Annotated in this window: 28 protein-coding genes; 14 read left to right on the forward strand and 14 right to left on the reverse strand. The window is 29.6% G+C overall.

Annotated features, from left to right (window positions below; all coding sequences use genetic code 11):
• Positions 1–2 precede the first annotated feature (2 nt).
• From BW723_RS12565 to BW723_RS12575, 3 genes are all read right to left on the reverse strand, one after another.
• A complete protein-coding gene (locus tag BW723_RS12565) occupies positions 3–911 on the reverse strand; it encodes an alpha/beta hydrolase (RefSeq protein ID WP_068360521.1) in 909 nt (302 codons plus the stop codon).
• A gap of 83 nt (positions 912–994) precedes the next feature.
• On the reverse strand, positions 995–1,723 hold the full coding sequence (locus BW723_RS12570; protein ID WP_068360519.1) for an esterase family protein: 729 nt from the start codon (positions 1,721–1,723) through the stop codon (positions 995–997).
• Positions 1,724–1,756: 33 nt separating this feature from the next.
• Entirely contained in the window at positions 1,757–2,374 is a 618-nt protein-coding gene (locus BW723_RS12575; RefSeq protein WP_068360515.1) for a GDSL-type esterase/lipase family protein, read from the reverse strand.
• A 235-nt stretch (positions 2,375–2,609) separates the two neighbouring features.
• Here BW723_RS12575 and BW723_RS12580 point away from each other — a divergent pair, with 235 nt between their 5' ends.
• The gene (locus BW723_RS12580) at positions 2,610–3,401 is read left to right on the forward strand and encodes a metallophosphoesterase family protein (protein WP_068360512.1); all 792 of its coding nucleotides are present in this window, start codon (positions 2,610–2,612) and stop codon (positions 3,399–3,401) included.
• A gap of 5 nt (positions 3,402–3,406) precedes the next feature.
• Positions 3,407–4,003: a hypothetical protein gene (locus BW723_RS12585; protein WP_068360511.1), complete on the forward strand. Its 597-nt coding sequence runs from the start codon at positions 3,407–3,409 to the stop codon at positions 4,001–4,003.
• 88 nt (positions 4,004–4,091) lie between these two features.
• On the opposite strand, the gene argH is transcribed toward BW723_RS12585, so the two are convergent.
• From argH to BW723_RS12640, 11 genes are all read right to left on the reverse strand, one after another.
• A complete protein-coding gene (gene argH / locus BW723_RS12590) occupies positions 4,092–5,366 on the reverse strand; it encodes an argininosuccinate lyase (protein ID WP_068360508.1) in 1,275 nt (424 codons plus the stop codon).
• Positions 5,367–5,424: 58 nt separating this feature from the next.
• On the reverse strand, positions 5,425–6,525 hold the full coding sequence (locus tag BW723_RS12595; RefSeq protein WP_068360506.1) for a M20 family metallo-hydrolase: 1,101 nt from the start codon (positions 6,523–6,525) through the stop codon (positions 5,425–5,427).
• Between the two features lie 2 nt (positions 6,526–6,527).
• On the reverse strand, positions 6,528–7,304 hold the full coding sequence (argB, locus tag BW723_RS12600; RefSeq protein ID WP_068360503.1) for an acetylglutamate kinase: 777 nt from the start codon (positions 7,302–7,304) through the stop codon (positions 6,528–6,530).
• Positions 7,305–7,373: 69 nt separating this feature from the next.
• Positions 7,374–8,312 carry an N-acetylornithine carbamoyltransferase gene (locus BW723_RS12605; RefSeq protein ID WP_068360500.1) on the reverse strand — a complete coding sequence of 313 codons (939 nt, stop codon included), beginning with the start codon at positions 8,310–8,312 and terminating at the stop codon, positions 7,374–7,376.
• Positions 8,313–8,367: 55 nt separating this feature from the next.
• Positions 8,368–9,129 (reverse strand): glutamate 5-kinase, encoded by a 762-nt coding sequence (gene proB, locus BW723_RS12610; protein ID WP_068360497.1) that lies wholly within the window; start codon positions 9,127–9,129, stop codon positions 8,368–8,370.
• Between the two features lies 1 nt (position 9,130).
• Entirely contained in the window at positions 9,131–10,324 is a 1,194-nt protein-coding gene (locus BW723_RS12615) for a glutamate-5-semialdehyde dehydrogenase (protein ID WP_068360494.1), read from the reverse strand.
• Between the two features lie 58 nt (positions 10,325–10,382).
• Positions 10,383–11,516 carry an aspartate aminotransferase family protein gene (locus tag BW723_RS12620; protein ID WP_068360490.1) on the reverse strand — a complete coding sequence of 378 codons (1,134 nt, stop codon included), beginning with the start codon at positions 11,514–11,516 and terminating at the stop codon, positions 10,383–10,385.
• Between the two features lie 4 nt (positions 11,517–11,520).
• The gene (proC, locus tag BW723_RS12625) at positions 11,521–12,312 is read right to left on the reverse strand and encodes a pyrroline-5-carboxylate reductase (RefSeq protein WP_068360487.1); all 792 of its coding nucleotides are present in this window, start codon (positions 12,310–12,312) and stop codon (positions 11,521–11,523) included.
• Positions 12,313–12,411: 99 nt separating this feature from the next.
• Positions 12,412–13,395: an N-acetyl-gamma-glutamyl-phosphate reductase gene (gene argC, locus BW723_RS12630; RefSeq protein ID WP_068360484.1), complete on the reverse strand. Its 984-nt coding sequence runs from the start codon at positions 13,393–13,395 to the stop codon at positions 12,412–12,414.
• A gap of 99 nt (positions 13,396–13,494) precedes the next feature.
• Positions 13,495–14,670, reverse strand: a complete 1,176-nt coding sequence (locus tag BW723_RS12635) for an argininosuccinate synthase (RefSeq protein WP_068360481.1) — start codon at positions 14,668–14,670, stop codon at positions 13,495–13,497.
• A gap of 4 nt (positions 14,671–14,674) precedes the next feature.
• Positions 14,675–15,292, reverse strand: a complete 618-nt coding sequence (locus tag BW723_RS12640) for a GNAT family N-acetyltransferase (RefSeq protein WP_068360478.1) — start codon at positions 15,290–15,292, stop codon at positions 14,675–14,677.
• Between the two features lie 622 nt (positions 15,293–15,914).
• Here BW723_RS12640 and BW723_RS12645 point away from each other — a divergent pair.
• The 12 genes from BW723_RS12645 to BW723_RS12705 all read left to right on the forward strand — a co-directional run bounded on the left by BW723_RS12645 (position 15,915) and on the right by BW723_RS12705 (position 25,714).
• A complete protein-coding gene (locus tag BW723_RS12645; protein WP_068360475.1) occupies positions 15,915–16,328 on the forward strand; it encodes a DUF2141 domain-containing protein in 414 nt (137 codons plus the stop codon).
• Between the two features lie 30 nt (positions 16,329–16,358).
• Positions 16,359–17,720 (forward strand): 2TM domain-containing protein, encoded by a 1,362-nt coding sequence (locus tag BW723_RS12650; RefSeq protein WP_068360472.1) that lies wholly within the window; start codon positions 16,359–16,361, stop codon positions 17,718–17,720.
• On the forward strand, positions 17,720–18,043 hold the full coding sequence (locus BW723_RS12655) for a 2TM domain-containing protein (RefSeq protein ID WP_068360468.1): 324 nt from the start codon (positions 17,720–17,722) through the stop codon (positions 18,041–18,043). Before BW723_RS12650 ends, BW723_RS12655 begins: the two co-directional genes overlap by 1 nt.
• Position 18,044: 1 nt before the next feature.
• Entirely contained in the window at positions 18,045–18,332 is a 288-nt protein-coding gene (locus tag BW723_RS12660) for a 2TM domain-containing protein (RefSeq protein WP_068360465.1), read from the forward strand.
• 13 nt (positions 18,333–18,345) lie between these two features.
• Positions 18,346–18,927 carry a 2TM domain-containing protein gene (locus BW723_RS18030; protein ID WP_226789223.1) on the forward strand — a complete coding sequence of 194 codons (582 nt, stop codon included), beginning with the start codon at positions 18,346–18,348 and terminating at the stop codon, positions 18,925–18,927.
• Between the two features lie 3 nt (positions 18,928–18,930).
• Complete coding sequence (locus BW723_RS12675; RefSeq protein WP_068360462.1) at positions 18,931–19,266, forward strand: 2TM domain-containing protein; 336 nt, start codon at positions 18,931–18,933, stop codon at positions 19,264–19,266.
• A 2-nt stretch (positions 19,267–19,268) separates the two neighbouring features.
• Positions 19,269–19,592 (forward strand): 2TM domain-containing protein, encoded by a 324-nt coding sequence (locus BW723_RS12680; RefSeq protein ID WP_068360459.1) that lies wholly within the window; start codon positions 19,269–19,271, stop codon positions 19,590–19,592.
• Between the two features lie 71 nt (positions 19,593–19,663).
• Positions 19,664–20,419, forward strand: a complete 756-nt coding sequence (locus BW723_RS12685; RefSeq protein WP_068360456.1) for a LytR/AlgR family response regulator transcription factor — start codon at positions 19,664–19,666, stop codon at positions 20,417–20,419.
• A 165-nt stretch (positions 20,420–20,584) separates the two neighbouring features.
• Positions 20,585–22,477: an NADP-dependent phosphogluconate dehydrogenase gene (gndA, locus tag BW723_RS12690; protein WP_068360453.1), complete on the forward strand. Its 1,893-nt coding sequence runs from the start codon at positions 20,585–20,587 to the stop codon at positions 22,475–22,477.
• A 19-nt stretch (positions 22,478–22,496) separates the two neighbouring features.
• The gene (locus tag BW723_RS12695) at positions 22,497–23,789 is read left to right on the forward strand and encodes an Nramp family divalent metal transporter (RefSeq protein ID WP_068360451.1); all 1,293 of its coding nucleotides are present in this window, start codon (positions 22,497–22,499) and stop codon (positions 23,787–23,789) included.
• 60 nt (positions 23,790–23,849) lie between these two features.
• Positions 23,850–24,614 (forward strand): SDR family NAD(P)-dependent oxidoreductase, encoded by a 765-nt coding sequence (locus BW723_RS12700; RefSeq protein ID WP_068360448.1) that lies wholly within the window; start codon positions 23,850–23,852, stop codon positions 24,612–24,614.
• A gap of 26 nt (positions 24,615–24,640) precedes the next feature.
• Positions 24,641–25,714: a polysaccharide lyase family 7 protein gene (locus tag BW723_RS12705; RefSeq protein WP_068360445.1), complete on the forward strand. Its 1,074-nt coding sequence runs from the start codon at positions 24,641–24,643 to the stop codon at positions 25,712–25,714.
• The last annotated feature ends 25 nt before the right edge of the window (positions 25,715–25,739 follow it).

Genomic DNA, 25,739 nt, shown 5'->3' on the forward strand with positions numbered 1-25,739 from the left:
TGTTACAAACTTTGTAACCATTCATACAATCTATCTGGCCATGTTGCTAATCTTCCTTTGCCAATAGCAAAAGAATAGCCATGGCCTCCTGTTGGATAAATATGCATTTCAGCTTTAATGCCTTTATCATTTAAAGCTTTATAAAATTCTAAACTATTTGCTACAGGTACTGCCTTATCATCAGCAGAATGCACTAAAAAAGTGGGTGGTGTATTTTTGGTAACTTGTAACTCATTAGAATATTTAGTTTTTAAAGTTTCGCTAGCGTTTGTACCTAATAAATTATTTTGAGAACCTTTGTGCGTGTATTTGTCCTGCATAGAAATAACAGGGTAAATCAGCATCATAAAATTAGGCTTTGCAGAGATTGTATCTAAAGGTTGTTCTTTAAAATTGTTAGACTCACTAAATAAAGTGCCTAAACTAGCTGCTAAATGTCCACCCGCAGAAAAGCCCATAATTCCTATTTTATCAGGATGTATTCCCCATTCTTCAGCATTATTTCTTACCAACCTTATGGCTCTTTGAGCATCTTGCAAAGGTGCTTCATGACGAACAATTAAAGATTTAGAAGTTGGTAATCTAGATTTTAAAACAAAAGCTGTAATTCCTTTGCTGTTAAACCATTTGGCAACATCTGTACCTTCCCAATCATAAGATAAAATTCGATAGCCACCTCCAGGACAAATAATAACAGCTTTGTCAGAGATATTTTTTTTAGCAGGTAAAAAAACTTCTAAAGTTGGTTCTTTAACTAAAGCAATTCTTTTAATTCCGTCTATTGTAGTGGTCTCTTGTTCTTCAGTAGGTTTAGTGTTGGGTATTGTATCCCAAAGATTAATAATTTTAGATTGAGAAAAGCTAGTATTCATCATTAGTAATAAAAAAAGAAGTGTAAATAATTTTCTCATAATTTAATCTGTAAGTTTATGGAAAATTACATTTAATTTTATTTTATCACAAGTAAAAATATGAAAAAGACAGAAACGAATTACTATAGGTATATTTTTACCATTTCTCTCCAATATCTGGCTTTATGAGCTTCATCATCCCACTCAAATAATTGATGTGAGATGCCTTTTTCATTAAGGATATTAGATAAAGTATAATTGCTTTCAAGAAAAGAATCTTCTTTACCAATGGTTAAAATAATATCCATTTTGTCTAATTGCTCAATTAGACTAATATCATCAAGATTTTTTAAATATTGATTTGGCATATTAAAATAAACGAAATCATTATGAAAACCACTTAATAAATCTCTAAAATAGCCTTTAGATTTAGTTAAATCGTAACGACCACTCATACCTAATACTTTACAAAATAAATGTGGATGACGCATAGCAACATTCACAGCATGATAAGCACCTAAACTGCAGCCAGCAGAAATAATATTGGGGTTGTTGTTAATTAAATTGGCAAGTGGTAAAACTTCTTCAAGTACATATTTTTCATATTGAATATGTCTATAAATACGATATCCTGGATGAGAAAAACTATTGTAAAAAGATTCTAAATCAACACTATCTACACAGAAGATTTGGAGATCGCCATTATTAATTTTATCTTCTAAAGATTTAATAACTCTCCAGTTTTCATAATCATAAAAACGACCCATTCTAGGAGGGAAAAAAAGTACTTTGGCACCTGAATGCCCAAAGACTAATAATTCCATCTCTTTTTCAAGATTAGGACTAAACCACTTATGATATTCTCTTTCCATAAAGAATTTTTTGTGGTAAAGATAGTTCCTAAACTATATTTCTTCAAGAATTTTCTGAGGAAATATTTCTGAATTAGTTTTTAAAGTGTTTACTATCAATTCGTAACCTAAAGCATTAAAATGTAATCCATCTGCTTCGAAAAATATAGTATCGGGATTTCCATTTTGGTCCAAGAATTTATTATAGATATCTATAAAGTGTAAATTATCATCTTTAGTTGTTAAGTTTTTAACAATTGTATTTGTATAACGAATACTACTTAACAAATGAAAACGAGCAATACTAGGTTTTATAGAAATTACAGCACATTCTATATTGCCATATTTAGCTCTAATTTTTGCTATTAAATTTTCTAAATATAAATATACTTCTTCCGGGTGTCTACCATCACCTAAATCATTATCACCAGCGTAAATTACTATGGAATCTATATCTTCTATATTTTTAAAAACACGATCAAAATACCAAGTACAAGCGGCTAGAGTAGAACCTCCAAAACCTAAATTTATAGGATTGTAATCCTTAAAAACTGTTGTTAAATCGTTCCATAAAGTAAATGTAGAACTACCATAAAAAACCATTTTTGGCTTATATTCTAACCCTTCAATTTCATTTTCCAAACGTACTACATCATCATGGTACCAAAACATCTATTCTAATATTTTTAAAAATCAGTTTGCAAATATAAAATTTTAAAATTAAAGTGAGTTTTAGTGAATAAAATTCAATTTTTTTAACATTTTTTAAGCAATTTTGCATTTAATTTACATCAGAATTTAGCTAAGAATTTTTTATAAAAAAATAAGAAAAGTTGTAAGGTTGTAATTAAATAACGACTACTATTTTCAAAACAAATTAATCACAGATAATTAAAGTTATAATTTAATGAAATTTATTAGAAAACTACTATTTATTGCAGTAGCGGTTACACTAACTACTTGCGATAATCTTTTTGAATACAGTGTGTATTCTGCTGATGTTAAATCGGAACAAAAAAATACTACATCCAAAAATTTAGAACTATTAAAACATATAACCATAACTGAACAAGATTTTAAATTTGCTTTTGTTACAGATGTACATTATTCTTATAATAATTTAAGAACGGTTATAGAAGATATTAATAAAAGAGATGATGTTTTATTTGTAGTTTTTGGTGGTGATATTGCAGATCAAGCATTGTTAAAAGAATTTGAGATTTTTTATGATATTATGAAAAATCTAAACAAACCGTATTTTACTGTTATTGGTAACCATGATTATAATTCAGAAGGTAGTCTAATTTATAGTAGAATGTTTGGGGATTTTAATTATTCTTTTGTATTTAACAACAATAAATTTGTACTTTTTGATGATATTATTTGGGAAAGCAATAAAGATCCAGATTTTGATTGGTTAGCAGATGATTTAAGTGATCATGCAAATTATAATCAAGTTTTTGCTTTTGCTCACATACCAACTTATGTAAGTAGAGATTTAACGCCAGAAATGAGAGAAACTTACCAAGGTTTAATGGAAGATAATAATGTTTCGCTTTCATTACACGGGCATACGCACAGCTATTTTTATGAAGAAGGTGATGTAGATTATTTAATTGTACCATCATTAAAAGATCCTGTTTATGCAACAGTTCAAATTCAGGATAAAGATTTTAATGTAGAACTTATAGAATTATAATTAGAATGAAAAATAAAAACATATACATATTAGTACTGTTCTTCTTCATTTTTTCAAAAACATATGGGCAAGATGACAATTTAGATAAAAAAAATGCTTGGTATGTACCAGATTACGTAAAAGTTCAATTTGCAGGTAATATAGGTTTTGTATCACTTGGTGCAGGTTATCAGATATTTAATAAAGTATTGTATTCAGAATTGTTATATGGTTATGTGCCAGAAGTGGTTTCTAAAACAGATCGAATTCATTTAATTACAATTAAAAATACTTTTCCTATTTATAGAAAGAAAATAGGAAACAATTTAACTATTACACCTATAGCTGGTATTACAACATCTTATCAAATAGGTACAAACAGTTTTACAACATTACCAGAAATTTATCCAGAAGGTTATTATGTGCCAAATGCATTTCATTTTACACTATTTGCAGGCGGATTAATTCATAAAGACTTTAAGAAAAAAAATGTTTTTAGTGGTTTAGATTTTTATGCAGAAGTTGGTACTGTAGAAACTTATTTGTGGTACACGATAACCTCTAAAGAAGTGGGTTTAAACGATGCTTTTAGTGCTAGTTTTGGTTTCAATTTTTATTTTTAAAGTTGATAAAAGTCAGAAATAAAAAAATCCTAGTTTACATTATGTAGACTAGGATTTTTTTTATTTTTGTTGATTTTTTAAATGGATGTTATTTTGGAAATTTATCCTTAATTTTTTCTAAGGATAAATTATGAATACTACCAACGTGTGTATGTTGTTTTCCTAAATCTGGCTTGTAAGTTCCTGCTTGTACTTGACCACCAATTTGTTGATAAGCTTCTCTAAAAGACATTCCTTCTACCACTAAATTATTGATAGAATCTACCGTAAATAAATATTGATATTTTTCATCATTTAAATCGATGTCTTTTACAATTACTTGCTGAATTGAGTAATTAAAAATGTCTAAAATATCCTTTACATCTTCAAAAGCAGCAATAATATTTTCTTTTAATAACTGAAAATCTCTGTGATAACCAGTTGGTAAATTGTTTGTTATTAATAACATTTCTGAATGTAAAGCCTGAATTTTATTACATTTTCCACGGATTAACTCAAAAACATCAGGATTTTTTTTGTGTGGCATAATGCTACTTCCTGTTGTTAATTCATCAGGAAAAGTGATAAACCCAAAATTCTGACTCATATATAAACAAACATCCATAGCAAAACGAGCCATTGTGTTACACAAACCTCCTAAAGCTGCAGCAATTGAGCGTTCGCTTTTTCCTCTACTTAATTGGGCAGCAACTACATTGTATTTTAAGGTTGCAAAATCTAATGCTGCCGTAGTTAATTCTCTATCAATAGGAAAAGAAGAACCATAACCAGCTGCAGATCCTAAAGGATTTTGGTCTACAACTTTAGAAATTGCATTTAATACATAAACATCATCAATTAGTAATTCAGCATAAGCAGAAAACCACAAACCAAAAGATGATGGCATTGCCACTTGCAAATGTGTATAACCAGGTAATAATGAATCTTTGTGAGTTTCTGCAAGGTTTAATAAAGTTTCAAAAAGTGATTTTACTTTATCATTAACAATCGCTAAATTTTCTTTATAATACAGTTGTAAAGCCACTAAAACTTGATCGTTTCTAGAACGAGCAGTATGAATTTTTTTACCAACTTCTCCTAATTTATTGGTCAATTCCCACTCAATTTTAGAATGTACATCTTCAAAAGAAGGTTCAATAACAAAAGTTCCGTTTTCGATGTCAGCAGCTAATTCTTCTAAACCTTTTTTTAAGTCCGCTAATTCATCAGCAGAAATAATTCCAATAGATTCTAGCATTATTGCGTGTGCTAAAGAAGCTTGAACATCATATTTTGCAATATGAATGTCAATTTCTCTATCATTACCCACTGTAAAGTTTTCTATTTGTTTATCTATTGAAAATCCTTTATCCCAAAGTTTCATATTTTTTATTTTTTAATGTCAGGTTGAGCGCAGTCGAAACCTAAGTAATTTTATATAATTAACCTCTCGACTGCGCTCGAGGAGACATTTTTTTAACGATCACTGTGTTTAACAACTCCACATAAATCTGTATTCCTTCTTCAATTTCTGCCAAATATATAAATTCGTTTGCAGAATGAGAACGAGTGCTATCTCCAGGGCCTAATTTTAAAGATTGGCAACTCAATACAGATTGATCAGAAAGGGTAGGAGAACCATAAGTTTCTCTTCCCATTGCTATTCCTGCTTTTACCAAATCGTGATCAGTAGAAATAGAAGATGAATTTAATCGTAAACTTCTAGGAATTATTTCTGTACAAGGAGATTGTTCTTGTAAAATTGTTGCAATTTCTTGATTCGAATAGGCATCATTAACACGAACATCAACAACCAAATCTACGTGAGCAGGAACAACATTGTGCTGTTTACCTGCATTTATTTGAGTAACTGTCATTTTTACATCACCCAAAGCTTCAGAAGATTTCTCAAATTTAAAATCTTTGAACCACTGTAAAACTTCAATGGTATTATAAATTGAGTTGTTGTCATTTGGATGTGCAGCGTGACTTGGAGTCCCTTTTACAACTGCATCAAAAACTACCAATCCTTTTTCTGCAACCGCTAAATTCATTAAAGTTGGTTCACCAACAATGGCAACATCAATTTTTGGAATTATTGGTAACATACTATTCAATCCATTTGGTCCGCTATTTTCTTCTTCTGCAGAAGCTACAATTACCAGATTGTATTTCAAGTTTTCTTGAGCATAAAAATTGGTGAAAGTTGCAATTAAAGATACCAAACATCCACCTGCATCGTTAGAACCTAAACCAAATAATTTACCATCTTCTACAAATGCTTTTAAAGGGTCATTTGTATATGCAGAATTAGGTTTTACAGTATCGTGATGCGAGTTTAATAATAAAGTTGGTTTGCTTTCATCAAAATGCTTGTTGGTTGCCCAAACGTTATTTTTAGTTCTTTTAAACGGAATTTCAAATTCTATAAACCAAGCTTCAATTAAGGCCGCAGTTTTGTCTTCTTCCGTTGAAAAAGATTGGGTTTCAATTAAACTTTTTAAAAGTGAAATTGCTTTTTCTGTTAATTTTTCAATAGTCATCATTATAATGTAATTGTTGTAAAATTATCGTTTTCTTTTGTTAGCATTGCTGTATTACCAATATGAACTTTTTGTACGCCATTGTTAAGCGCATCAAAACAATTGTCTATTTTAGGAATCATTCCGTCTGTAATAATTTTAGCATCTAATAATTCTTTATAAGAATTTGTGTTGATGTTTTTAATCACTGAATTTTTATCAGAAAAATCTTGTAAAACACCATTTAATTCAAAGCAATAGTATATTGATGTCTCATAAATATCACTCATTCCAACACCAATGGTACTTGCAATTGTGTCTGCATTTGTATTTAATAATTGTCCATTTCCATCGTGAGTAATGGCACAAAAAACAGGAGTAAAATCAGCTTGAATTAATTTATCAATAGAATTAGAAGCCACTTTTTTTACATCGCCTACAAAACCAAAATCAATATCTTTTACAGGTCTTTTGTCTGATTTTATACTGTTGATGTCTGCACCAGTTAAACCAATGGCATCTACTTGTAAAGCTTGTAATTTAGCCACTACATTTTTATTGACTAAACCTCCATACACCATCGTGATTACTTCTAAAGTTTCAGCATCAGTAATACGTCTGCCATTTATCATTTTAGATTTAATACCTAATTTTGATGCAATGTGAGTTGCTCGTTTTCCACCTCCATGAACTAAAATTTTATGTCCTTCAAGGTTAGAAAATAGTTTTAGAAAAGCATTTAAAGAAGTTTCATCTTCAATAATATTTCCACCTATTTTTATGATTGATAGTTTTTCCATTTTTTAGCTGTTGGCTTTTAGCTGTTAGCCATTAGCAGCGAAATGCTAAAAGCTAAATGCTAAGAGCTGTTATAAATCTTCTAATATTTTCTTTAACACCAATTGCGCAGCATACGTTCTGTTATTTGCTTGTTCTATAACCAAAGAACTATCAGAATCTAAAACTGCATCTTCAACAACAACATTTCTTCTAACAGGTAAACAATGCATAAATTTAGCATCACCAATTTTATCTTTTGTGATAGTCCAATTTGCATCAACTTCTAAATTTTGACCATAATTTTCGTAAGAACTCCAGTTTTTAGTATACACAAAATCAGCATCTTTAAAAGCTTCTTCTTGATTGTGAATAATAGGTGTGTCTTTTGTAATTTCTGGATTTAAATTATATCCTTCAGGATTTGCAATTACAAACTCAACATCCATTTTTTGCATAGCCTGTGTAAAACTATTGGCAACTGCGTGTGGCAAAGCTTTAACATGAGGCGCCCAACTTAACACCACTTTAGGTTTCTTTTTTGTTGAGTTTTCTGCAATGGTTATAGCATCTGTTAAGCCTTGTAAAGGGTGACCAGTAGCACTTTCCATGCTTACAACTGGCACAGAAGCAAATTTTACAAAAGAGTTTAAAATTTGCTCAGATTCGTCTTTTTCTTTGTCTGTTAAACTCGGGAAGGCCCTAACTGCAATAATATCGCAATATTGAGAAACCACAGCTGCAGCCTCTTTAATATGTTCTGCAGTATTACCATTCATTATGGTTCCATCTCCAAATTCAATTCCCCAAGCATCCCCAGAAACATTCATTACAATAGGATCCATTCCTAAATTTAACGCTGCTTTTTGTGTACTTAAACGCGTACGTAAACTAGAATTAAAAAATAACAAACCTAAGGTTTTGTTTTTACCTAATTCTTTGTTTGCAAGCGGATTTGCTTTAATTTCTTTAGCTTCATCAATCCAAGAATTGATGTTTTCTATGTCGTTAATGGATGTGTAATGTTTCATTTTATTCTATTTTTATTGATGTGATTCTTATTTTACAAGAATTACATCAATTACTTTATTTTATTTTTGTAAACGGAACTTTATTTTCGAATGCATTTGTAATAAAATCATCTTCTAAGCCGTTTACAATCCACGTTTCTATATTTTCTTTTTTTGTTAAAGAAGCAGCTTCAATTTTAGATTCCATTCCTCCACTTCCGTGAGTTGATTTAGAACTAACAACTTCTTTTCTTAAATCCTCAAAATTATCAACCTCTAAAATAGTTTCTGGAGCATTGTTTTTGAAAGATTTTTTGGTGTAAATACCATTTGTATTTGTAGCGATAATCAATAAGTCTACGTCTAATAAAGTAGCCGTTAAAGCTGCTAATTTATCATTATCACCAAATTTAATTTCATCAGTAGCAACAGTATCATTTTCGTTGATGATAGGAATGTAATTATTGTTTACCAAAACATTAATGGTATTTACAATATTGGTTTTGCTTTCTTGTTTTTCAAAATCTGAATAGGAGAGAAGGCATTGAGAACTCAACAAACCATATTCTCTAAAAATCTCTTGATAAATTCTGATTAAATGAGGCTGACCAATAGAAGCCAATGCCTGTTTTACAAAGACTTCTTCTTGTTTACTTTCTAATTTTACAAACTGTTTAGCCACTGCAATTGCACCAGAGCTTACAATAATAAACTCGCAAGAATCTTTCAATTTTGCAATTTGATTTGCCAAATCTTCAATTTTTCCTCTAGATATATTATTGGTTTCTTTGGTTAGAGTATTCGAACCAATTTTTAGTAAAATACGTTTCTTTTTCATACTATCTTATTTGTCCATTTCCATGTACATACCATTTATTGGTTACCAAATGTTGTAATCCAATTGGTCCTCTTTGATGTAATTTATCTGTACTAATAGCCAATTCTCCACCTAAACCCAATTGACCACCATCTGTAAAACGCGTGGAAGCATTATGATAAACAGCAGCAGTATCTACGTTTTCCATAAATAATTTTGCTTCGTTTTCATTTTTGCTGATGATGGCAGCAGAATGACCTCCAGCGTATTTATTAATCATAGAAATGGCAGCTTCATTGGATGCAATTTCTCCAATTACAATTTTGTAATCTAAAAACTCTTCGTACCAAACTTCGTTGGATGAAATTTGTTCTAATTGATGATTTTTAGCCACAATTGCATCACCTAAAACAGTAATTTTAGCATCATTTAATTTTGATATCAATTGATTGATGAACTCTTTTTTATGTGGTAAATTTTCGTCAATTAAAACTTTATCAACAGCATTACAAGCAGAAATTTTTGATTTTCCGTTTAAAATGATGTCAATAGCAATGTCTAAATCAGCATTTTTAGAAACGTACACAAAATTATTTCCTCGTCCACTTATAATAACAGGACAAGTTGCGTGTTGTTTTACAAAAGCAATTAAGCGTTCTCCACCTCTTGGAACAATTAAATCAACTTTTTGCGTTGGTTTTTCTAAAAAAGCTTGAGTTTCTGTTCTGTTAAATTGTAAATATTCTACCCAATCAGTAGCAGCATTGTGCTGTTTTAAAGCTTTATGCCAAAGTTCTACAATTTTTAAGTTAGAATGTAAAGATTCTTTTCCACCTTTTAAAAGTATTTTATTTCCTGATTTAAAAGCAATACCTGCAGCTTCTACAGTAACATCTGGTCTAGATTCGTAAATGATTAAAACTGTACCAAAAGATGCAGTTTTATTATAAACTTGCATTCCATTATCGTGTTTAAAACTAAAACGTTCTACACCAACAGGATCTGCTTGAGAAGCCAAATGTTTAGCTGCTTTTATCATTTCATCAACCTTAGCATCATCCGCTTTTAAACGATCGAACATAGAAATATCATCACCTTTATAAGCTTCTAAATCTTTTTTGTTGATGTTAATAATTGCTGCTCTGTTTTCTTCTAAAAGTGTTGCCATTGTTAGCAAAACAGCATTTCTAGTTTCTATGGATAATAGTGTATTCATTTTGTTTTTTACTTATAATAGACTTTGATAAACTTAGTCTGTTACCATAATTGTTTAGTTAATTTTCATCCAAAGCATCAACTAAAGCTTCAAAAAATTGATTGATATGGTCTTTTTTTACGGTTAAAGGTGGTAAAATTCTTAATAGTTTTTTATTCATTGCACCACCAGTAAAAATTTGATAATCGTAAATTAATTTTTTACGTAACTCACCAACTTCAAAATCAAATTCTAAACCTAACATTAAACCTTTTCCTTTTATTTTTTTGATTTGAGGAATCGTTTTTGCCAACTTTAAAAAGTAACAAGAAATTTCATTTACATTGTTTATTAGTTCTTGTTCTTCGATAACTTCTAATACTGATAAACCTGCAGCACAAGCCAAATGATTACCTCCAAAAGTAGTCCCTAACATACCGAATTTAGCTTCGATAGAAGGGTGAATTAAAATTCCGCCAATAGGAAAACCATTTCCCATTCCTTTTGCAATAGAAATAATATCTGGAGTTACATTATAATGCTGAAAAGCAAAGAATTTTCCAGATCTACCATAACCAGACTGTACTTCATCAGCAATAAATAGTGTATTATTTATTTTGCATAAAACATCAACTTGTTCAAAAAACTCTGCAGTTGCTTCATCTAAACCACCAACACCTTGAATAAACTCAACAATAACAGCACAAACATCCCCTTTTTCTAGCTCAGTTTTTACGGCATCAATATCATTTAAATCTAAAATTGTAACTTTTTGTTGTGCGTTAATTGGTGCAATAATGTTTTTATTATCAGTTGCAGCAACAGCAGCAGAAGTACGTCCGTGAAAACCATTTTTAAAAGCAATAACTCTACTTTTTTCGGTTTTAAAAGAAGCTAATTTTAAAGCGTTTTCATTGGCTTCTGCACCAGAATTACACAAAAATAATTGGTAATCTTTACAGCCAGAAAGTGTTTCTAGTTTATTTGCTAATTGGGTTTGTAACGGGTTTTGAATTGCATTAGAATAAAAGCCCAATTTTTCTACCTGACTTCTAACAGCTTCTACATATTTAGGATGTGCATGACCAATAGATATTACTGCATGCCCACCATACAAATCTAGATATTCTGTGTATTTTTCATCATAAACATAAACTCCTTTTCCTGAAACAGGTGTTACATCATAGAGAGGATAAACATTAAATAGTGGCATAGTTTTATTTTTTTATTTGATTAATCTTTTCGAAAGATGCGTTAATTCCTTTTATTAAAGAAGAACTTAAACCTTGGTGTTCCATTTCGTTTAAACCTTCTATAGTACAACCTCCAGGAGTAGTTACTCTGTCTATTTCTGCTTCTGGATGTTTACCAGATTCTTTTAATAAAGTAGCTGCTCCAAAACAGGTTTGCATTGCCAATTTGTGGGCTTCATCTGGCTCAAAACCTAGCTGAATTGCACCTTGAGTTGTGGCACGAATTAAACGCATCCAAAAAGCGATACCACTTGCACAAATAACAGTTGCAGCTTGTAGTTGTTCTTCAGGAATTTCTAAAGAAGTACCTAAACTGTTAAAAATAGTTTTGGCAATTGATACTTTTTCTTTTCCTTTTGTATTAGCAGAAATACAAGTCATAGACTGCCCAACAGATGCTGCTGTATTTGGCATTGAACGAATAATATTTTTATTATGACCAACAATCGCTTCAATTTTATCAATAGAAAAACCAGTAATAACCGAAATTATAACGTGATTTTCTGTTATAAGAGGTTTTATGTTTTCTAGAATTCTATCAAAATGTCTTGGTTGTACAGCAAATATTAATACATCTGCGTTTTTAACTGCTTTTTTATTATCCGAAGTTAAAATTACCTCATTATAAACATTAAAATCGTTTAAAGAATCTATGTTTCGTTTTGTTAAATATAAAGTTTCTACAGCTTTACTTTTTAACAATCCTTTTGCTATAGATTGCCCTAAACTACCTGCTCCAATAATTGCTACTTTCATAATTTTTTTATTATCCTACAAAGTCTTTTTGTTGATTTTGTAAGTATTATTTTATTCTTGAATATACTACCAAGGTTTTAGAAACCTTTCAAGGAAATTTTAAAAATAATTTGCTTTAATATTTAATCCTAAAGTTTCTTCAAAACCATACATTAAATTCATATTCTGAATGGCTTGCCCAGAAGCACCTTTTAATAAATTATCTATTGTACTTGTTATTAGTAATTTATTACCGTGTTTTTCTAATTGTACCAAACATTTGTTTGTGTTTACCACTTGCTTTAAAAATATACTTTGATCAACAACAAAGGTAAAAGCTGCATCTTTGTAATATTCTTTATACATTGCTGTTGCTTCTTCAAATGTTCCATCAAATTTAGTATAGGTTGTTGCAAAAATTCCTCTAGAAAAATCACCTCTATTTGGCATAAAGTTAATTTCTGAATTAAAATCACTTTGTAATTGATTTACAGTCTGATTTATTTCTCCTAAATGTTGATGATTAAAGGCTTTATAATGCGAAAAGTTATTATCTCTCCACGTAAAATGTGTAGTTGCAGATAAAGATGTTCCTGCTCCAGTTGCACCAGTTACTGCATTTATATGGACATCATTTTTTAATAATCCGTTTGCAGCTAATGGTAAAATTGCCAATTGTAAAGCAGTTGCAAAACAACCCGGATTTGCAATGTATTTTGCTGATATAATATCGGCTTTCTTTAATTCTGGTAAACCGTAAACAAAATCTTTGCCTTCGAAATTTTTATCAGCAAGTAATCTAAAATCGTTACTTAAATCGATAATTTTTGTGTTATCAGAAAACGTGTTTTTTTGTAAAAAGGCAGTTGAATTTCCATGACCTAAACATAAAAATAAAACATCAACATCAGGATTAATATCACTGGTAAAACTGATTTCTGTAGAACCAATTAAATCTTGATGAACTTTATACAATTTGTTGCCAGCATTAGATGTACTGTACACAAAATTGATATTTGTTTCTGGATGATTTAATAATAATCTAATTAATTCTCCTGCTGTATAGCCGGCACCACCAATAATTCCTACCTCTAATTTTTTCATTTTGAAAGTTTTATTTTCATCCTGCAAGGTCTTTTTTTTGACCTTGTAGGTATCCTTAACTTGTATGCCTACAAGGTTTTTGAAACCTTGCAGGAGATATTACTTATTTACTTGTTGATATATTTTATTTTGATTTCCTAAAATCTTAATAAATCCTTTGGCATCATCTGCTGTCCAAGCTTTATTCTCTTCTCCATAAGTACTAAAAGCACTCGACATTAAATCGTGGTCAGATACAATTCCATCCAAAGAAAAATGATAAGGTTTTAAAGAAACTACCACATTACCAGATACCATTTTTTGAGAACTTTGTAAAAATGCTTCTGTATCTCTCATTACAGGATCTAAATATTGACCTTCGTGCAAATGCATTCCGTAAAAACTAGATAAATATTCTTTGTGTTGTAATTGCCATTTAGTTAGTGTGTGTTTCTCTAACAAATGATGAGCTTTTACTGTAATTAAAGCAGCTGCAGCTTCAAAACCAACTCTACCTTTTGTACCAACAATTGTATCACCTACATGAATATCTCTACCAATTGCAAATTTAGAAGCAATATTATTTAAGTTTTCAATATTAACTTCAGGAGCATTTTCTTGTCCGTTTAAAGCAACAAACTCACCATTTTTAAAAGTTAATGTAACTTTTTCTTCACCTTCTTTTTCTAATTGAGAAGGATAAGCTTCACTTGGTAAAGGTTTTTCTGATTTTAGAGTTTCAACTCCACCAACACTTGTTCCCCAAAGACCTTTGTTTACAGAATATTTAGATTTTTCCCAATTCATATCAATCCCTTCAGATTTTAGGTAATCTATTTCTTCTTGTCTTGCTAACTTTTGATCTCTAATTGGCGTAATAATTTTAATTCCTGGCGCTAAAGTTTGAAAAATCATATCAAAACGCACTTGATCATTTCCTGCACCAGTACTTCCGTGCGCAATATATTCTGCATCTATGCTTTTAGCATATTCAATAATTTCTATGGCCTGAATAATTCTTTCTGCACTTACAGAAAGTGGGTAAGTGGCATTTTTTAAAACATTACCAAAAATTAAATACTTAACTACTTTATTGTAAAAAGTGGCAACAGCATCGATATTTTTATAAGTTGTAACGCCCATTTTGTAAGCATTACTTTCTATATGTTTAATTTCTTCGGATGTAAAACCTCCTGTATTTACACTTACAGCATGTACATCATATTCTTTAGATAAACTTACAGCACAATAAGAAGTATCTAAACCACCACTATATGCAATTACTAATTTTTTCATTGTATTATTTTTTATTCTTTTTAAGAAACAAGTTTTGTTTCATGTCTTTTAATTTTTTAAAAACGTTTTCTTTAACTTCTACAGACGCTTCTTTATTGTTGTTTTTTGGGTCGAATAACATACCTGTACACAAACACATTTTTCTGTCTGTTCTAGTTAAAATATCGTAGTTTCTACAGGTTTGGCAACCGTTCCAAAAGCTTTGATCATCTGTTAATTCTGAAAAAGTTACAGGTTTGTAACCTAAATCGCTATTTAGTTTCATTACAGCTAAACCTGTTGTAATACTAAATACTTTAGCGTCTGGAAACTTGGTTCTTGAGTGTTTAAAAATTACTTTCTTTATTTCTTTAGCAAGACCAATATTTCTGTAATCAGGATGTACAATAAGACCAGAATTGGCAACAAATTTGCCATGCCCCCATTGTTCTATATAACAAAAGCCGGCAAACATACCTCCATCTAAAGCAATTACTGCATTACCATTTTCCATTTTGGCGGCAATATATTCAGGTTTTCTTTTGGCAATACCTGTACCTCTAACTTGTGCAGCATCTTCTATGGTTTTGCAGATTATTTCTGCATATACCTTATGTGATTCGTTTGCAATTACAATTTCCATTGCATTGTTTTTAATTTAATAAAATGTTTTTTTTGTTTGGATGTGGAATTGGACGCACCTAAATTCCGTAAATAATTAACTACCCCAAAGGGCGAAAAGGAAATCTGCGACGTACATTATTTATGTTATTGTTAAGAATAACTTGAGATTGTAAATAAAGTTGTTTTGAAAGTTTCACGATAAAAAATAAAAAGGTTAAGTACTTGAATAGATTTGTTTGTTGCTAACATAAAATCTTAGCGACGAATATTGCGCAAGCGCAAACTGGGAGCTATTGTAGTACATATTTTATTTCCTCTTGTAGTAATCATTGGTGTAAATGTATGTAATTTTTATATTTTAGGATAGTATAATAATACTTTTTAATAATTTTTATTAAATATTAACCAATTCTTTATTTTCGTTAAGATTTCAATATCGAATATCTAAATATTTCGTAATTTAATAATCATAAAATTGGTTAAAGCGTATTATTTGTAAGTAGTAATCTATCGTTTATATGCTAATTCATCAGGAAAATTACAATTCGTCCTAAAAAAAATACAGTTGGGTATGCTTTACTTTTAAAAACTGTTGTTCAGTTGCATTTTTGTACCATAATTAATCAATAAAAAATAATATTATGAAACTTATCGTATCTCTTTTAGTAGCAACAGCTTTATTTATTTCATCAACAATAACAGCTCAAAACAAAAAAATTACAGCAACAGTTGTAAATGTAACATCAGATTCTGGCAAAGTAAGTTTTGCTCTATATAATAAAGTAACTTTTATGAAAGCTCCAATTCAAGCAAAAAACGCAAAAATTGTGGATGGTAAAAGTACAGTTACTTTCGATAATTTAGAAGAAGGTGAATATGCAATTATTTGTTTTCATGATAAAAATGAAAATAATACAATGGATTTTCAACCAAATGGAATGCCAAAAGAAGATTATGGAGCTTCTAATAATGTGATGAATTTTGGACCACCTAGTTACGAGAACGCAAAGTTTGTAGTTACTGATAAAGATGTATCTTTAGATATCAAATTTTAATCAACCTAATTACCCTATTAAACCTAGAAAATGACAACATCTAACCCAACATTTTTTACAAAGCTTAAAAAAGATATTTTTATTTGTATAAAGTTAACTGTAATAATGGCTGTAATATTTGTAATTATAAATCAGCAGTTTACTTTAAAAGGAATGGGGTTAGTATTTTTAATCTCTGCAATGTATTCTTTTACTTTGGGATTAGGGAATGGCTTAATAAACGATTTTTTAAATACAAAATGGGATTGGGTTACAGAAACCAACGAAAGAGTTTGGGCAGGTATAATTACAACCACAATTTATACGGTTATTGCAGTTTTAATTATACATTATGTACAATACATTGTAATTTTTGATAATTCTTTCGAAGATTTTTTTAGTGGTTACTTAATTTGGGTGCACTTATTTGCCATTATTTTTTCTTTAGGAGTTGCAGCCTTTTTTCACGCAAGAGGTTTTATGATTAATTGGAAATCTGCAATGACCCAAGAAACCACAAAACAAGAAATAGTTGCAAAAACAGAAACTGCAAAATTTGAATCATTAAAAAGTCAGTTAGATCCGCATTTTTTATTCAATAGTTTAAATGTATTAACAAGTTTAATTGGCGAAAACCCAAATCAGGCAGAAAAATTTACCACAAAACTATCTAAAGTATATAGATATGTTTTAGAGCAAAGAAATAAAGATTTAGTACCAATTTTAGAAGAATTAACATTTGCTAAAACGTATATGCAATTATTAGGGATGCGTTTTGAAGATGCTGTAGAATTCAATATTCCAGATACTGTAAGTAACAAAGATTTAAAAATTGTGCCACTTTCTTTGCAATTATTACTAGAAAATGCTGTAAAACACAACGTGGTTTCATCCTCTAAACCACTAACTATAAATATTTATGAGGAGAACAATTATTTAATTATAGAAAACAACATCAATCCTAAAGAAGCAATAGGTAAAAGTACAAAAGTAGGTTTACAAAATATTGCTGATAGATATGGATTAATCACTCAAAGAGGAGTGAAAATAGAAAACAATAACAAAACTTTTAAGGTGAGTTTACCTCTCTTATATAAAATGAACGACATTATGTACACAGACGATTTAGAAAATAACAAATATGTAAAAGCAGTAGAAAGAGTTGAAAAACTGAAAGAATTTTATCAGAATTTAGCATCATACTGTATTGTAATTCCATTTTTAATTTTTATCAATTTAAGATTTTCTCCAGGCTTTCACTGGTTTTGGTTCCCAATTTTTGGATGGGGAATGGGATTAGCTTTCCACTTTTTAGAAGTAAATAATTATAATATTTTCTTAGGTAGAAACTGGGAAGACAAAAAGATTAAAGAGTTAATGGATAAAGAAAATAACCACAAACAATACAGATAATGGAAAGAGATTTTACAGAAGAACAGAAATACATTTTAGCTCGTAAAAGAGTAGAAAAAATGAGCAAGTTTTATAAGCATTTAGCTGTTTATGTGGTGGTAAATACCTTTTTAAGTTGCATATTTATTGCAGGAGATATTAATGATGGAGATACTTTTTTTGAGGCAGTTTGCAATTATCATAATTATAAGATCTGGTTGTTTTGGGGAATAGGAGTCTTTTTTAATGCCTTAAATGTGTTTGGTGCAAGTCTGTTTTTTAACAAAGACTGGGAAAAAAGAAAAATTAAAAAATATATAGAAGAACAAAATTATAAAAGATAAAATGGAAACAGAATTAAGCAATCAGCAACGTTATTATAAAGCTCAAAAAAAAGTAAAAGAAATAAAAGGGTTTTACACGCACTTAACCGTTTATTGTACAATTATACCTGTAATTATTTTTGTTAATTTAAAATTTGTACCACATTTTCATTGGTTTTGGTTTTCACTTTTAGGTTGGGGATTAGGTTTGTTTTTCCATTGGTTAGGCGTTTTCGGATTTAATTTATTAGGTTTTGGAAAAAACTGGGAAGAAAGAAAAATAAAGGAATTTATGAACGATAATAATTAAGATGATGAAAGCAATGAACATAAATCTTCAACTAAATTTAATAGCACAAAAAAGAATAAAAGACATAAAAGGATTTTACACGCATTTATTTTCAACATTTTTAATTTTACCTTTTTTAATTTTTATCAATTTACAAACAGTGCCACAATTTGAATGGTATTGGTATGCAATTACAGCTTGGTGTTTAGGGCTTTTAATACATTGGCTTAATGTTTTTCCGTTTTCTAAATTAGGTTTTAAAAAAGAATGGGAAGACAAAAAATTAAAAAAGATTATTGCAAATAGTAGTGTTGAAAATGAGATCAATTTAAATGATACTTTTATTCAAGAAAAATATTATTTAAAAGCTAAAAAACAAGCTGAAGAAATTAAAGGATTTTACATTCATTTAATAGTAACTGTTTTTACAATTCCTATAATTGTATTTGTAAACCTAAAATTTGTACCAGATTTCTACTTTTTTTGGTTTGCGGTTGGTGGAATGTTAATTGCAATATTTTTACACTGGTTAGGTGTTTTTGGCTTCAATTTTTTAGGATTAGGCAAAAACTGGGAAGAAAGAAAAACAAAAGAAATAATAATGAATTTTAAATAAAAAATGGAAAGAGATTTTACACAAGAACAAAATTATATTAGAGCCAAAAAAAGGGTGAAAGATATTAAAGCATTTTACATTCATTTAGTGGTGTATGTAATTGTAAATATTTTTATTAGCGGTATCATTATCTTCGGATTAATGACAAGTGGAGACTCTTTTACAGAAGCAATTACTAATTTCGGCGTATATTCTACTTGGCTTTTTTGGGGAATTGGTATGTTTTTTCATTGGCTTGGAGTTTTCGGATTTAGATCTTTAGGTTTTAGTAAAGATTGGGAAGAAAAGAAGATTAAAGAATTAATGGATAAAGACGATGAAAGAAGAAAAAACTTTTAATTATGGATAATTTACACGAAAAAAAGTTACAAAAGGCTAAACAAAAAGTAGAAGAAATTAAAAAGTTTTATAAACACGTAATTACCTATGTTTTAGTCAATTTGTTTTTAACATTTGTTTGGACTTTTTCTTTTAAAATTTTTGGTGATTTAGTATTTAGCAATCAATACAATTCAGAAGGATTTAAACATATTCCTTTTTGGTTAGTTTGGGGAATTTTCTTACTTTTTGATGCGTTAAAAACATTCGGTTTTATTACTTTTTTTGATAAAAAATGGGAAGAAAAAAAGATCGAAGAATATATGAAAGAGTCAGACAATCTTTAAATTTTACTGATATTTTAAGGATTCATATCACTCTAAAAAGATAATCAAAACATAAAAAGAACAACTAAAAAATGAATGTATTAATTATTGAAGATGAAAAGCCAGCAGCAAGAAGGCTAAGCAGAATGTTATCAGAATTAGATATCCAAGTTCAGCAAATGTTACATTCTGTAGAAGAATCTTTAAACTGGTTGCAGAATAATAAACATCCAGATTTAATATTTTTAGACATTCAATTATCAGACGGATTATCTTTCGAAATTTTCGAAGAAATAGAAGTTAAGTCTGCCATCATTTTTACAACTGCTTATGATGAATATGCTCTAAAAGCTTTTAAATTAAATAGTATCGATTATCTTTTAAAACCTATTGATGATGATGAATTAACATCCGCAGTAAATCAGTTTAAACAACAGCAGCCCAAACAATCTGATGTTCAGGTAAATTTAGATGATATTCGAAAATTATTGATAAATCCTGTAGATCGTAAGTTCAAAAAAAGGTTATCTATAAAAGTGGGGCAGCATATAAAAATCATTCATATAGATGAAATTGAATGTTTTTATAGCGAGAATAAATCAACCTATATTCATACAAAAGAAAACAGAAATTTTTTGCTAGATAATTCTTTAGAAAACTGGCAAGAACAATTAGATCCAGAACATTTTTTTAGAGTAAATAGAACTTTTATTGTGCATATAAATGCGATAAAAGATATTGTAGCATATTCAAATTCGCGTTTAAAACTCATTTTACATTCTTATAAAGACTCAGAAATTATTGTAAGTAGAGAGCGTGTAAAAGATTTTAAAAATTGGATTGACTAATAGCAAATCAAAATTATTGACTATTTTCGATATTTTATAGGTCTTTTTTGTTAATTATCTTTTTTTTATAAAAATGTATTATTATTAATACAATTAATTGAATAAATTAATTTATATTTGGACAGCCAAACTGGTAAACCAATCTGGCTGTCCAAATATTTTAAGATGCAACCAAGTGTAATTTTTGTTATCGGAGTTTCTGGAGTAGGTAAAAGTACCATTGGTAAACTTTTATCAGAAGAACTAAAAATTTCTTTTTTTGATGGCGATGATTTTCATCCTGAAAGTAACGTACAAAAAATGTCTAATGGCATTGCTTTGGTTGATGAAGATAGATATAGTTGGCTTCAAAATTTAAACGAATTAGCAAAAACACAAGTTAAGAACCTTAAAAGTTGTGTTATTGTGTGTTCTGCGTTAAAACAATCTTATAGAGATATATTAGAAAATACAATAGAGAAAAATTCTAAATGGATTTTTCTAAAAGGTTCTTTTGAGCTAATAAAAGAAAGGTTAGATAATAGAAAAGGGCATTTTATGGGATCTAAGCTTTTAGAATCTCAGTTTAATATTTTAGAAGAACCAAAAAATGCACTGCATATAGATGTAAAATCAACACAAAAAGATATTGTGAAAAGCATAAAAGAAAATTTAGAAAACAAGTCAGAATTTGGTCTTTTTGGCTTAGGAGTAATGGGTAAAAGTTTAAGTAGAAACTTAGCTAATAATGGTTTTAAAATGTCGCTGTTTAACAGACACGTAGATAATTTAGAAGTAGATGTTGCTAAAAATTTTAAAAATCAGTTTACAGAATTATCAGAAGCACAACCTTTTGATGATTTAGGCGCATTTGTAAACTCCTTGCAAAAACCGAGAAAAATAATGTTAATGGTAAATGCAGGTAAAACTACAGATTACGTAATTAATGATTTGATACCATATTTATCTAAAGGAGATATTTTAATTGATGGAGGTAATTCTAACTACAAAAAAACATTAGAAAGATTTACGTATCTAAAATCAAAAAACATTCAATTTATTGGAACAGGTGTTTCTGGAGGAGAAGAAGGGGCTTTAAAAGGACCTTCTATTATGCCTGGAGGAGATAAAGATTCTTATAATAAAATAAAAGATTATTTAGAAGCTATAGCAGCCAAAGATAAAAATGGAAAAGCTTGTTGCACTTTTATTGGTACAGAAGGTAGTGGACATTTTGTGAAAATGGTTCATAACGGAATTGAATATGTAGAAATGCAATTATTAGCAGAAGCATATATTTTGTTAAAAAACTCAGGTAAAAATCCTGATGAAATTGCAGATGTTCTTGAAACTTGGAAAATTACAACCAACAGTTATTTATTAGAAATTACAATTGATATTCTAAGAAAAAAAGAAAATAACGATTGGTTAATTCATAAAATTATGGATAAAGCAGGTAATAAAGGTACAGGAAACTGGACAACTATTGCCACAGCAGAATTAGGTATACCAAGTTCTATGATTACTACAGCTTTGTTTGCTAGGTATTCATCATTTTTTAAGGATGAAAGAATAGCAGCTAGTAAAAGTTTTAATACCATTAAGTTTGATGTGTCTTCTTTTAATGCTGATGATATTCATAAAGCATATCAATTTGCAAGAATTGTAAATCATTATCAAGGTTTTAAATTGATAAACGAAGCATCTAAAAAACATTCTTGGAGTTTAAATTTAAGTGAACTAGCTAGAATTTGGACAAATGGATGCATCATTAGATCTGATTTAATGGAAAATTTAGTAGAAGAATTTAAAACTACAGATAACTTATTATCAAGTAAAAAGTTAATCGAAGAATTAAACGTTTTAAAGCCTAGCATTAAAAAAGTAGTTGCAGAAAGTATTATAAAAGAACAACCAATACCTGCTTTAACAGACGCTATTAGTTTTTTAAATAGTTTTTCTAAAGCAGATTCTACAGCAAATATTATACAAGCACAGAGAGATTATTTTGGAGCACACACATACCAAAGAAATGATGATGTTTCAGGGAAATTTTATCATACAAACTGGCAAGAATAATTAACACTAAAAAACCACTATGGAATTAACTAAAAACAAAAAACCACTTTTAAAAAGAATACTTGCCTTAATTTTAAGTTTTGGTCCAGGTATTTTTGCAATCGGTTATACAATTGGTACAGGTAGTGTAACATCTATGATTAAAGCCGGTAGTGCATATGGTATGCAATTAACTTGGGTGCTTTTATTAAGTTGTTTGTTTTCTGGAATTCTAATGTTTGTTTATGGTAATTATACATTGATTACTGGAGAAACAGTGCTTTATAGTTTTAAGAAATATTTAAAAGCAGGTAAATTTATAGCGATTTTAATTATTGTTGGAGTTTCTGTTGGGCAATGGGGCTCACTTATGGGGATTTTAACCATTTCTGCTAATATGCTTTATGAGATTTTTGCCATAAATTTCGATAGCCTAAAAGCATATGAATATGAAACCGTTTTACTTATTTCTATCATAATAGTTGGTGTATTTTATGCAATCATGTTAGTGGGTAAATACACTTTTTTTGAAAAAATATTGGTCGTATTTGTTTCATTTATGGGGTTGTCTTTTATTATTTCATTATTTTTTGTTCACCCTTTACCTTCAGAAGTTTTAGAAGGCTTAATACCTTACATTCCAGAATCTAAAGATCCTATGGTTTCAGGTAAAATGATGGTGGCAGCATTTGTAGGTACAACAATGGCTGCAGCAACATTTTTGTCTAGACCTCTATTTGTTAAAGGTAAAAATTGGAGCATAAAAGATTTAGGAAAACAGCGTAAAGATGCAATTACAGCAGCAATATTAGTATTTATTATAAGTGGTGCAATTATGGCAGTTGCTAGTGGAGCTTTATATCATCAAGGTAATCCTGTAAATAATGTTTTAGATATGGCAAAGCCTCTAGAACCAATTGCAGGAAGTTTTGCAGTGGCCATTTTCTTTTTTGGTACGCTTAGTGCTGGTTTATCATCTATTTTTCCGTGTTTATTAATTGCGCCGCTTTTAATAGCAGATTACCAATCAGGAACTTTAGATACAAACTCAAAACAATTTCGAATTATTACAGGTATTGCTTGTTTAGTAGCCCTAATTGGTCCTGCATTTTTTGGAGGTAAACCAATTTTAGTTCAAATTTTATCGCAAGTATTTAATGTATTTATTTTACCAGTAGTTGTTCTTGGTATTATTCTTTTGGTGAATAACAAAAAACTAATGAAAGGTTATAAAACAAGTTTAGGCGTTAATATTGGTTTATTCGCAGCCTTGTTCTTTTCTTGTATTGTTTCTTATACAGGAGTAGTTGGTCTTGTAACAAAATATCTATAGTACATTAAAATTAAATTATAGTAAATAGATTTATCTCAAAAAAAATAAATAAAACAAAAAATGGAAAATAAATTAAAAAATAAAAATGTACTAATAACTGCTGGTGCTCAAGGAATAGGAGAATCAATTACAAAGCATTTTATAGATAGTGGCGCAAATGTGTCAATTCACTATTTTTCTAGTAATGCAACAGCAAATGAATTAAAAGAATATGCAGAGTCTAAAGGTCAGAAAGCAGTTGTAATAAATGGCGATTTAACAAAAGAAGAAGATGCAAATATTTTAGTTGATAAAACAGTAGCTGCTTTAGGTAGTTTAGATATTCTAATTAATAACGCTGGTTCTTTAGTAGCTAGAAGATTATTAAATGAAATGGAAACTGAGTTTTGGCACAAAGTAATGGATATAAATTTAACTTCTATGATGTTTGTAACACGTGCAGCCGCTCCTCATTTAGGTAAAAATGAATCGAGTAGTATTGTAAATCTAGCATCTTTAGCTGGTCGTAAAGGAGGGCATCCAGGATCCTTAGTGTATGCAACAAGTAAAGGTGCAATTTTAACGTTTACAAGAGCTTTATCTACAGAATTAGGAGCGCAAGGAACAAGAGTAAATGCAGTAGCTCCAGGTCTTATTTTAGGAACATCTTTTCATAACACGCATACCACAAAAGAATCTGCAGCAGAAACAATTTCAGGTATTCCAATAGAAAGAGCAGGTAACTCTGCAGATGTTGCACGTGCAGTTTTATTTTTAGCATCAGAATATGATGGTTTTATTGCAGGTGCAACACTAGACATTAATGGTGGAGTTTATAACATGTAAGAGTTCTAATTTTTAAAAATATTAAGATGAAAAAAAGTTCAATAAAAATAGTTTTAGCATTTGTAATGCTTGCTGTTATTGCAACAAGTTGTAAAAAATCAACTAAAAAAGAAGCAGCAACTCCAAAAACGGTTTATGCTAGTGATGTAATTCCGTTTTTTAACGATTGGAGTTTAATTTTGGGAGATGGTTCTAATGTAGGTCAAGCCATAAACTTCGAAAACAAAGATTATTTTTATACGGTAAAAGATGAAAAAGATACTTGGGTAGTTTTTAAATCGCCAAATGCAGGTGATACACATGGTACTTCTAATAATACAAGAACCGAATTAGCACAATCTAAAAAATGGTATCCAATGACGGAAGCTAAATTAAAGGCTAATTTAAAAGTAATGAATGTTTCATCTACAGGAGATGCAACAGTTGCAGCTTCTTATGCTGTAGTAGTTGGGCAAATTCATAGTGCAGATAAACATGAGAATGAGCCTTTAAAGATTTTTTACAAGAAATTTCCTGGTCATACAAAAGGTTCTGTATTTTGGCATTATGAAATTAATACTTTAGGTGATGATAATTCTAAAAGATGGGATTATTCTTCAGCTGTTTGGGGTAATGATTTCTCTATAGTAGGCTCAGATGCAAATACATATCCAGAAGAACCAACAGAAGGTATTGAATTAGGAGAAGAGTTTAGTTATTCAGTAGATGTAAAAGACGGAATAATGACTTTAGTATTTACAAGCGAAGGTCACGAAACAAAAACATTTACCAAAAACTTGATTAAAACAGATTATGCTTCTAAGGATGATATTTCTCAACAAACAAAAGATATGTTCTTTCCTGTTGGACAAGATGGAGTAGAAAGAGCAAATGCTTATGCAGATGAAGGTTGTTTTTTTAAATTAGGTTGTTATAATCAAACAAATGGAAAATCACCAGATGTCAATAAGAATTGGTGCTCAGGTGCAGATACTTACGATGGAGATCTTAAAAAACAGTACGAAACAGGTAATTATGCAGAGGTTTGGTTTAATAAAGCCAAAATTTACGTGAGTCCTAATGCTATTTCTAATCAAGAATATTTTACTAAAAATGATTAATTAATCTCTTCTTAGATTCTCAATT

It is taken from the genome of Polaribacter reichenbachii (assembly GCF_001975665.1).
In the GTDB taxonomy this organism is placed as follows: domain Bacteria; phylum Bacteroidota; class Bacteroidia; order Flavobacteriales; family Flavobacteriaceae; genus Polaribacter; species Polaribacter reichenbachii.

What these genes read in the sequence shown, in the direction of transcription:
- BW723_RS12565 (WP_068360521.1), bottom strand. Translation starts at nt 911, where the DNA reads ATGAGAAAATTATTTACACTTCTTTTTTTATTACTAATGATGAATACT.
- BW723_RS12570 (WP_068360519.1), bottom strand. Translation starts at nt 1,723, where the DNA reads ATGGAAAGAGAATATCATAAGTGGTTTAGTCCTAATCTTGAAAAAGAG.
- BW723_RS12575 (WP_068360515.1), bottom strand. Translation starts at nt 2,374, where the DNA reads ATGTTTTGGTACCATGATGATGTAGTACGTTTGGAAAATGAAATTGAA.
- BW723_RS12580 (WP_068360512.1), top strand. Translation starts at nt 2,610, where the DNA reads ATGAAATTTATTAGAAAACTACTATTTATTGCAGTAGCGGTTACACTA.
- BW723_RS12585 (WP_068360511.1), top strand. Translation starts at nt 3,407, where the DNA reads ATGAAAAATAAAAACATATACATATTAGTACTGTTCTTCTTCATTTTT.
- argH (WP_068360508.1), bottom strand. Translation starts at nt 5,366, where the DNA reads ATGAAACTTTGGGATAAAGGATTTTCAATAGATAAACAAATAGAAAAC.
- BW723_RS12595 (WP_068360506.1), bottom strand. Translation starts at nt 6,525, where the DNA reads ATGACTATTGAAAAATTAACAGAAAAAGCAATTTCACTTTTAAAAAGT.
- argB (WP_068360503.1), bottom strand. Translation starts at nt 7,304, where the DNA reads ATGGAAAAACTATCAATCATAAAAATAGGTGGAAATATTATTGAAGAT.
- BW723_RS12605 (WP_068360500.1), bottom strand. Translation starts at nt 8,312, where the DNA reads ATGAAACATTACACATCCATTAACGACATAGAAAACATCAATTCTTGG.
- proB (WP_068360497.1), bottom strand. Translation starts at nt 9,129, where the DNA reads ATGAAAAAGAAACGTATTTTACTAAAAATTGGTTCGAATACTCTAACC.
- BW723_RS12615 (WP_068360494.1), bottom strand. Translation starts at nt 10,324, where the DNA reads ATGAATACACTATTATCCATAGAAACTAGAAATGCTGTTTTGCTAACA.
- BW723_RS12620 (WP_068360490.1), bottom strand. Translation starts at nt 11,516, where the DNA reads ATGCCACTATTTAATGTTTATCCTCTCTATGATGTAACACCTGTTTCA.
- proC (WP_068360487.1), bottom strand. Translation starts at nt 12,312, where the DNA reads ATGAAAGTAGCAATTATTGGAGCAGGTAGTTTAGGGCAATCTATAGCA.
- argC (WP_068360484.1), bottom strand. Translation starts at nt 13,395, where the DNA reads ATGAAAAAATTAGAGGTAGGAATTATTGGTGGTGCCGGCTATACAGCA.
- BW723_RS12635 (WP_068360481.1), bottom strand. Translation starts at nt 14,670, where the DNA reads ATGAAAAAATTAGTAATTGCATATAGTGGTGGTTTAGATACTTCTTAT.
- BW723_RS12640 (WP_068360478.1), bottom strand. Translation starts at nt 15,292, where the DNA reads ATGGAAATTGTAATTGCAAACGAATCACATAAGGTATATGCAGAAATA.
- BW723_RS12645 (WP_068360475.1), top strand. Translation starts at nt 15,915, where the DNA reads ATGAAACTTATCGTATCTCTTTTAGTAGCAACAGCTTTATTTATTTCA.
- BW723_RS12650 (WP_068360472.1), top strand. Translation starts at nt 16,359, where the DNA reads ATGACAACATCTAACCCAACATTTTTTACAAAGCTTAAAAAAGATATT.
- BW723_RS12655 (WP_068360468.1), top strand. Translation starts at nt 17,720, where the DNA reads ATGGAAAGAGATTTTACAGAAGAACAGAAATACATTTTAGCTCGTAAA.
- BW723_RS12660 (WP_068360465.1), top strand. Translation starts at nt 18,045, where the DNA reads ATGGAAACAGAATTAAGCAATCAGCAACGTTATTATAAAGCTCAAAAA.
- BW723_RS18030 (WP_226789223.1), top strand. Translation starts at nt 18,346, where the DNA reads ATGAACATAAATCTTCAACTAAATTTAATAGCACAAAAAAGAATAAAA.
- BW723_RS12675 (WP_068360462.1), top strand. Translation starts at nt 18,931, where the DNA reads ATGGAAAGAGATTTTACACAAGAACAAAATTATATTAGAGCCAAAAAA.
- BW723_RS12680 (WP_068360459.1), top strand. Translation starts at nt 19,269, where the DNA reads ATGGATAATTTACACGAAAAAAAGTTACAAAAGGCTAAACAAAAAGTA.
- BW723_RS12685 (WP_068360456.1), top strand. Translation starts at nt 19,664, where the DNA reads ATGAATGTATTAATTATTGAAGATGAAAAGCCAGCAGCAAGAAGGCTA.
- gndA (WP_068360453.1), top strand. Translation starts at nt 20,585, where the DNA reads ATGCAACCAAGTGTAATTTTTGTTATCGGAGTTTCTGGAGTAGGTAAA.
- BW723_RS12695 (WP_068360451.1), top strand. Translation starts at nt 22,497, where the DNA reads ATGGAATTAACTAAAAACAAAAAACCACTTTTAAAAAGAATACTTGCC.
- BW723_RS12700 (WP_068360448.1), top strand. Translation starts at nt 23,850, where the DNA reads ATGGAAAATAAATTAAAAAATAAAAATGTACTAATAACTGCTGGTGCT.
- BW723_RS12705 (WP_068360445.1), top strand. Translation starts at nt 24,641, where the DNA reads ATGAAAAAAAGTTCAATAAAAATAGTTTTAGCATTTGTAATGCTTGCT.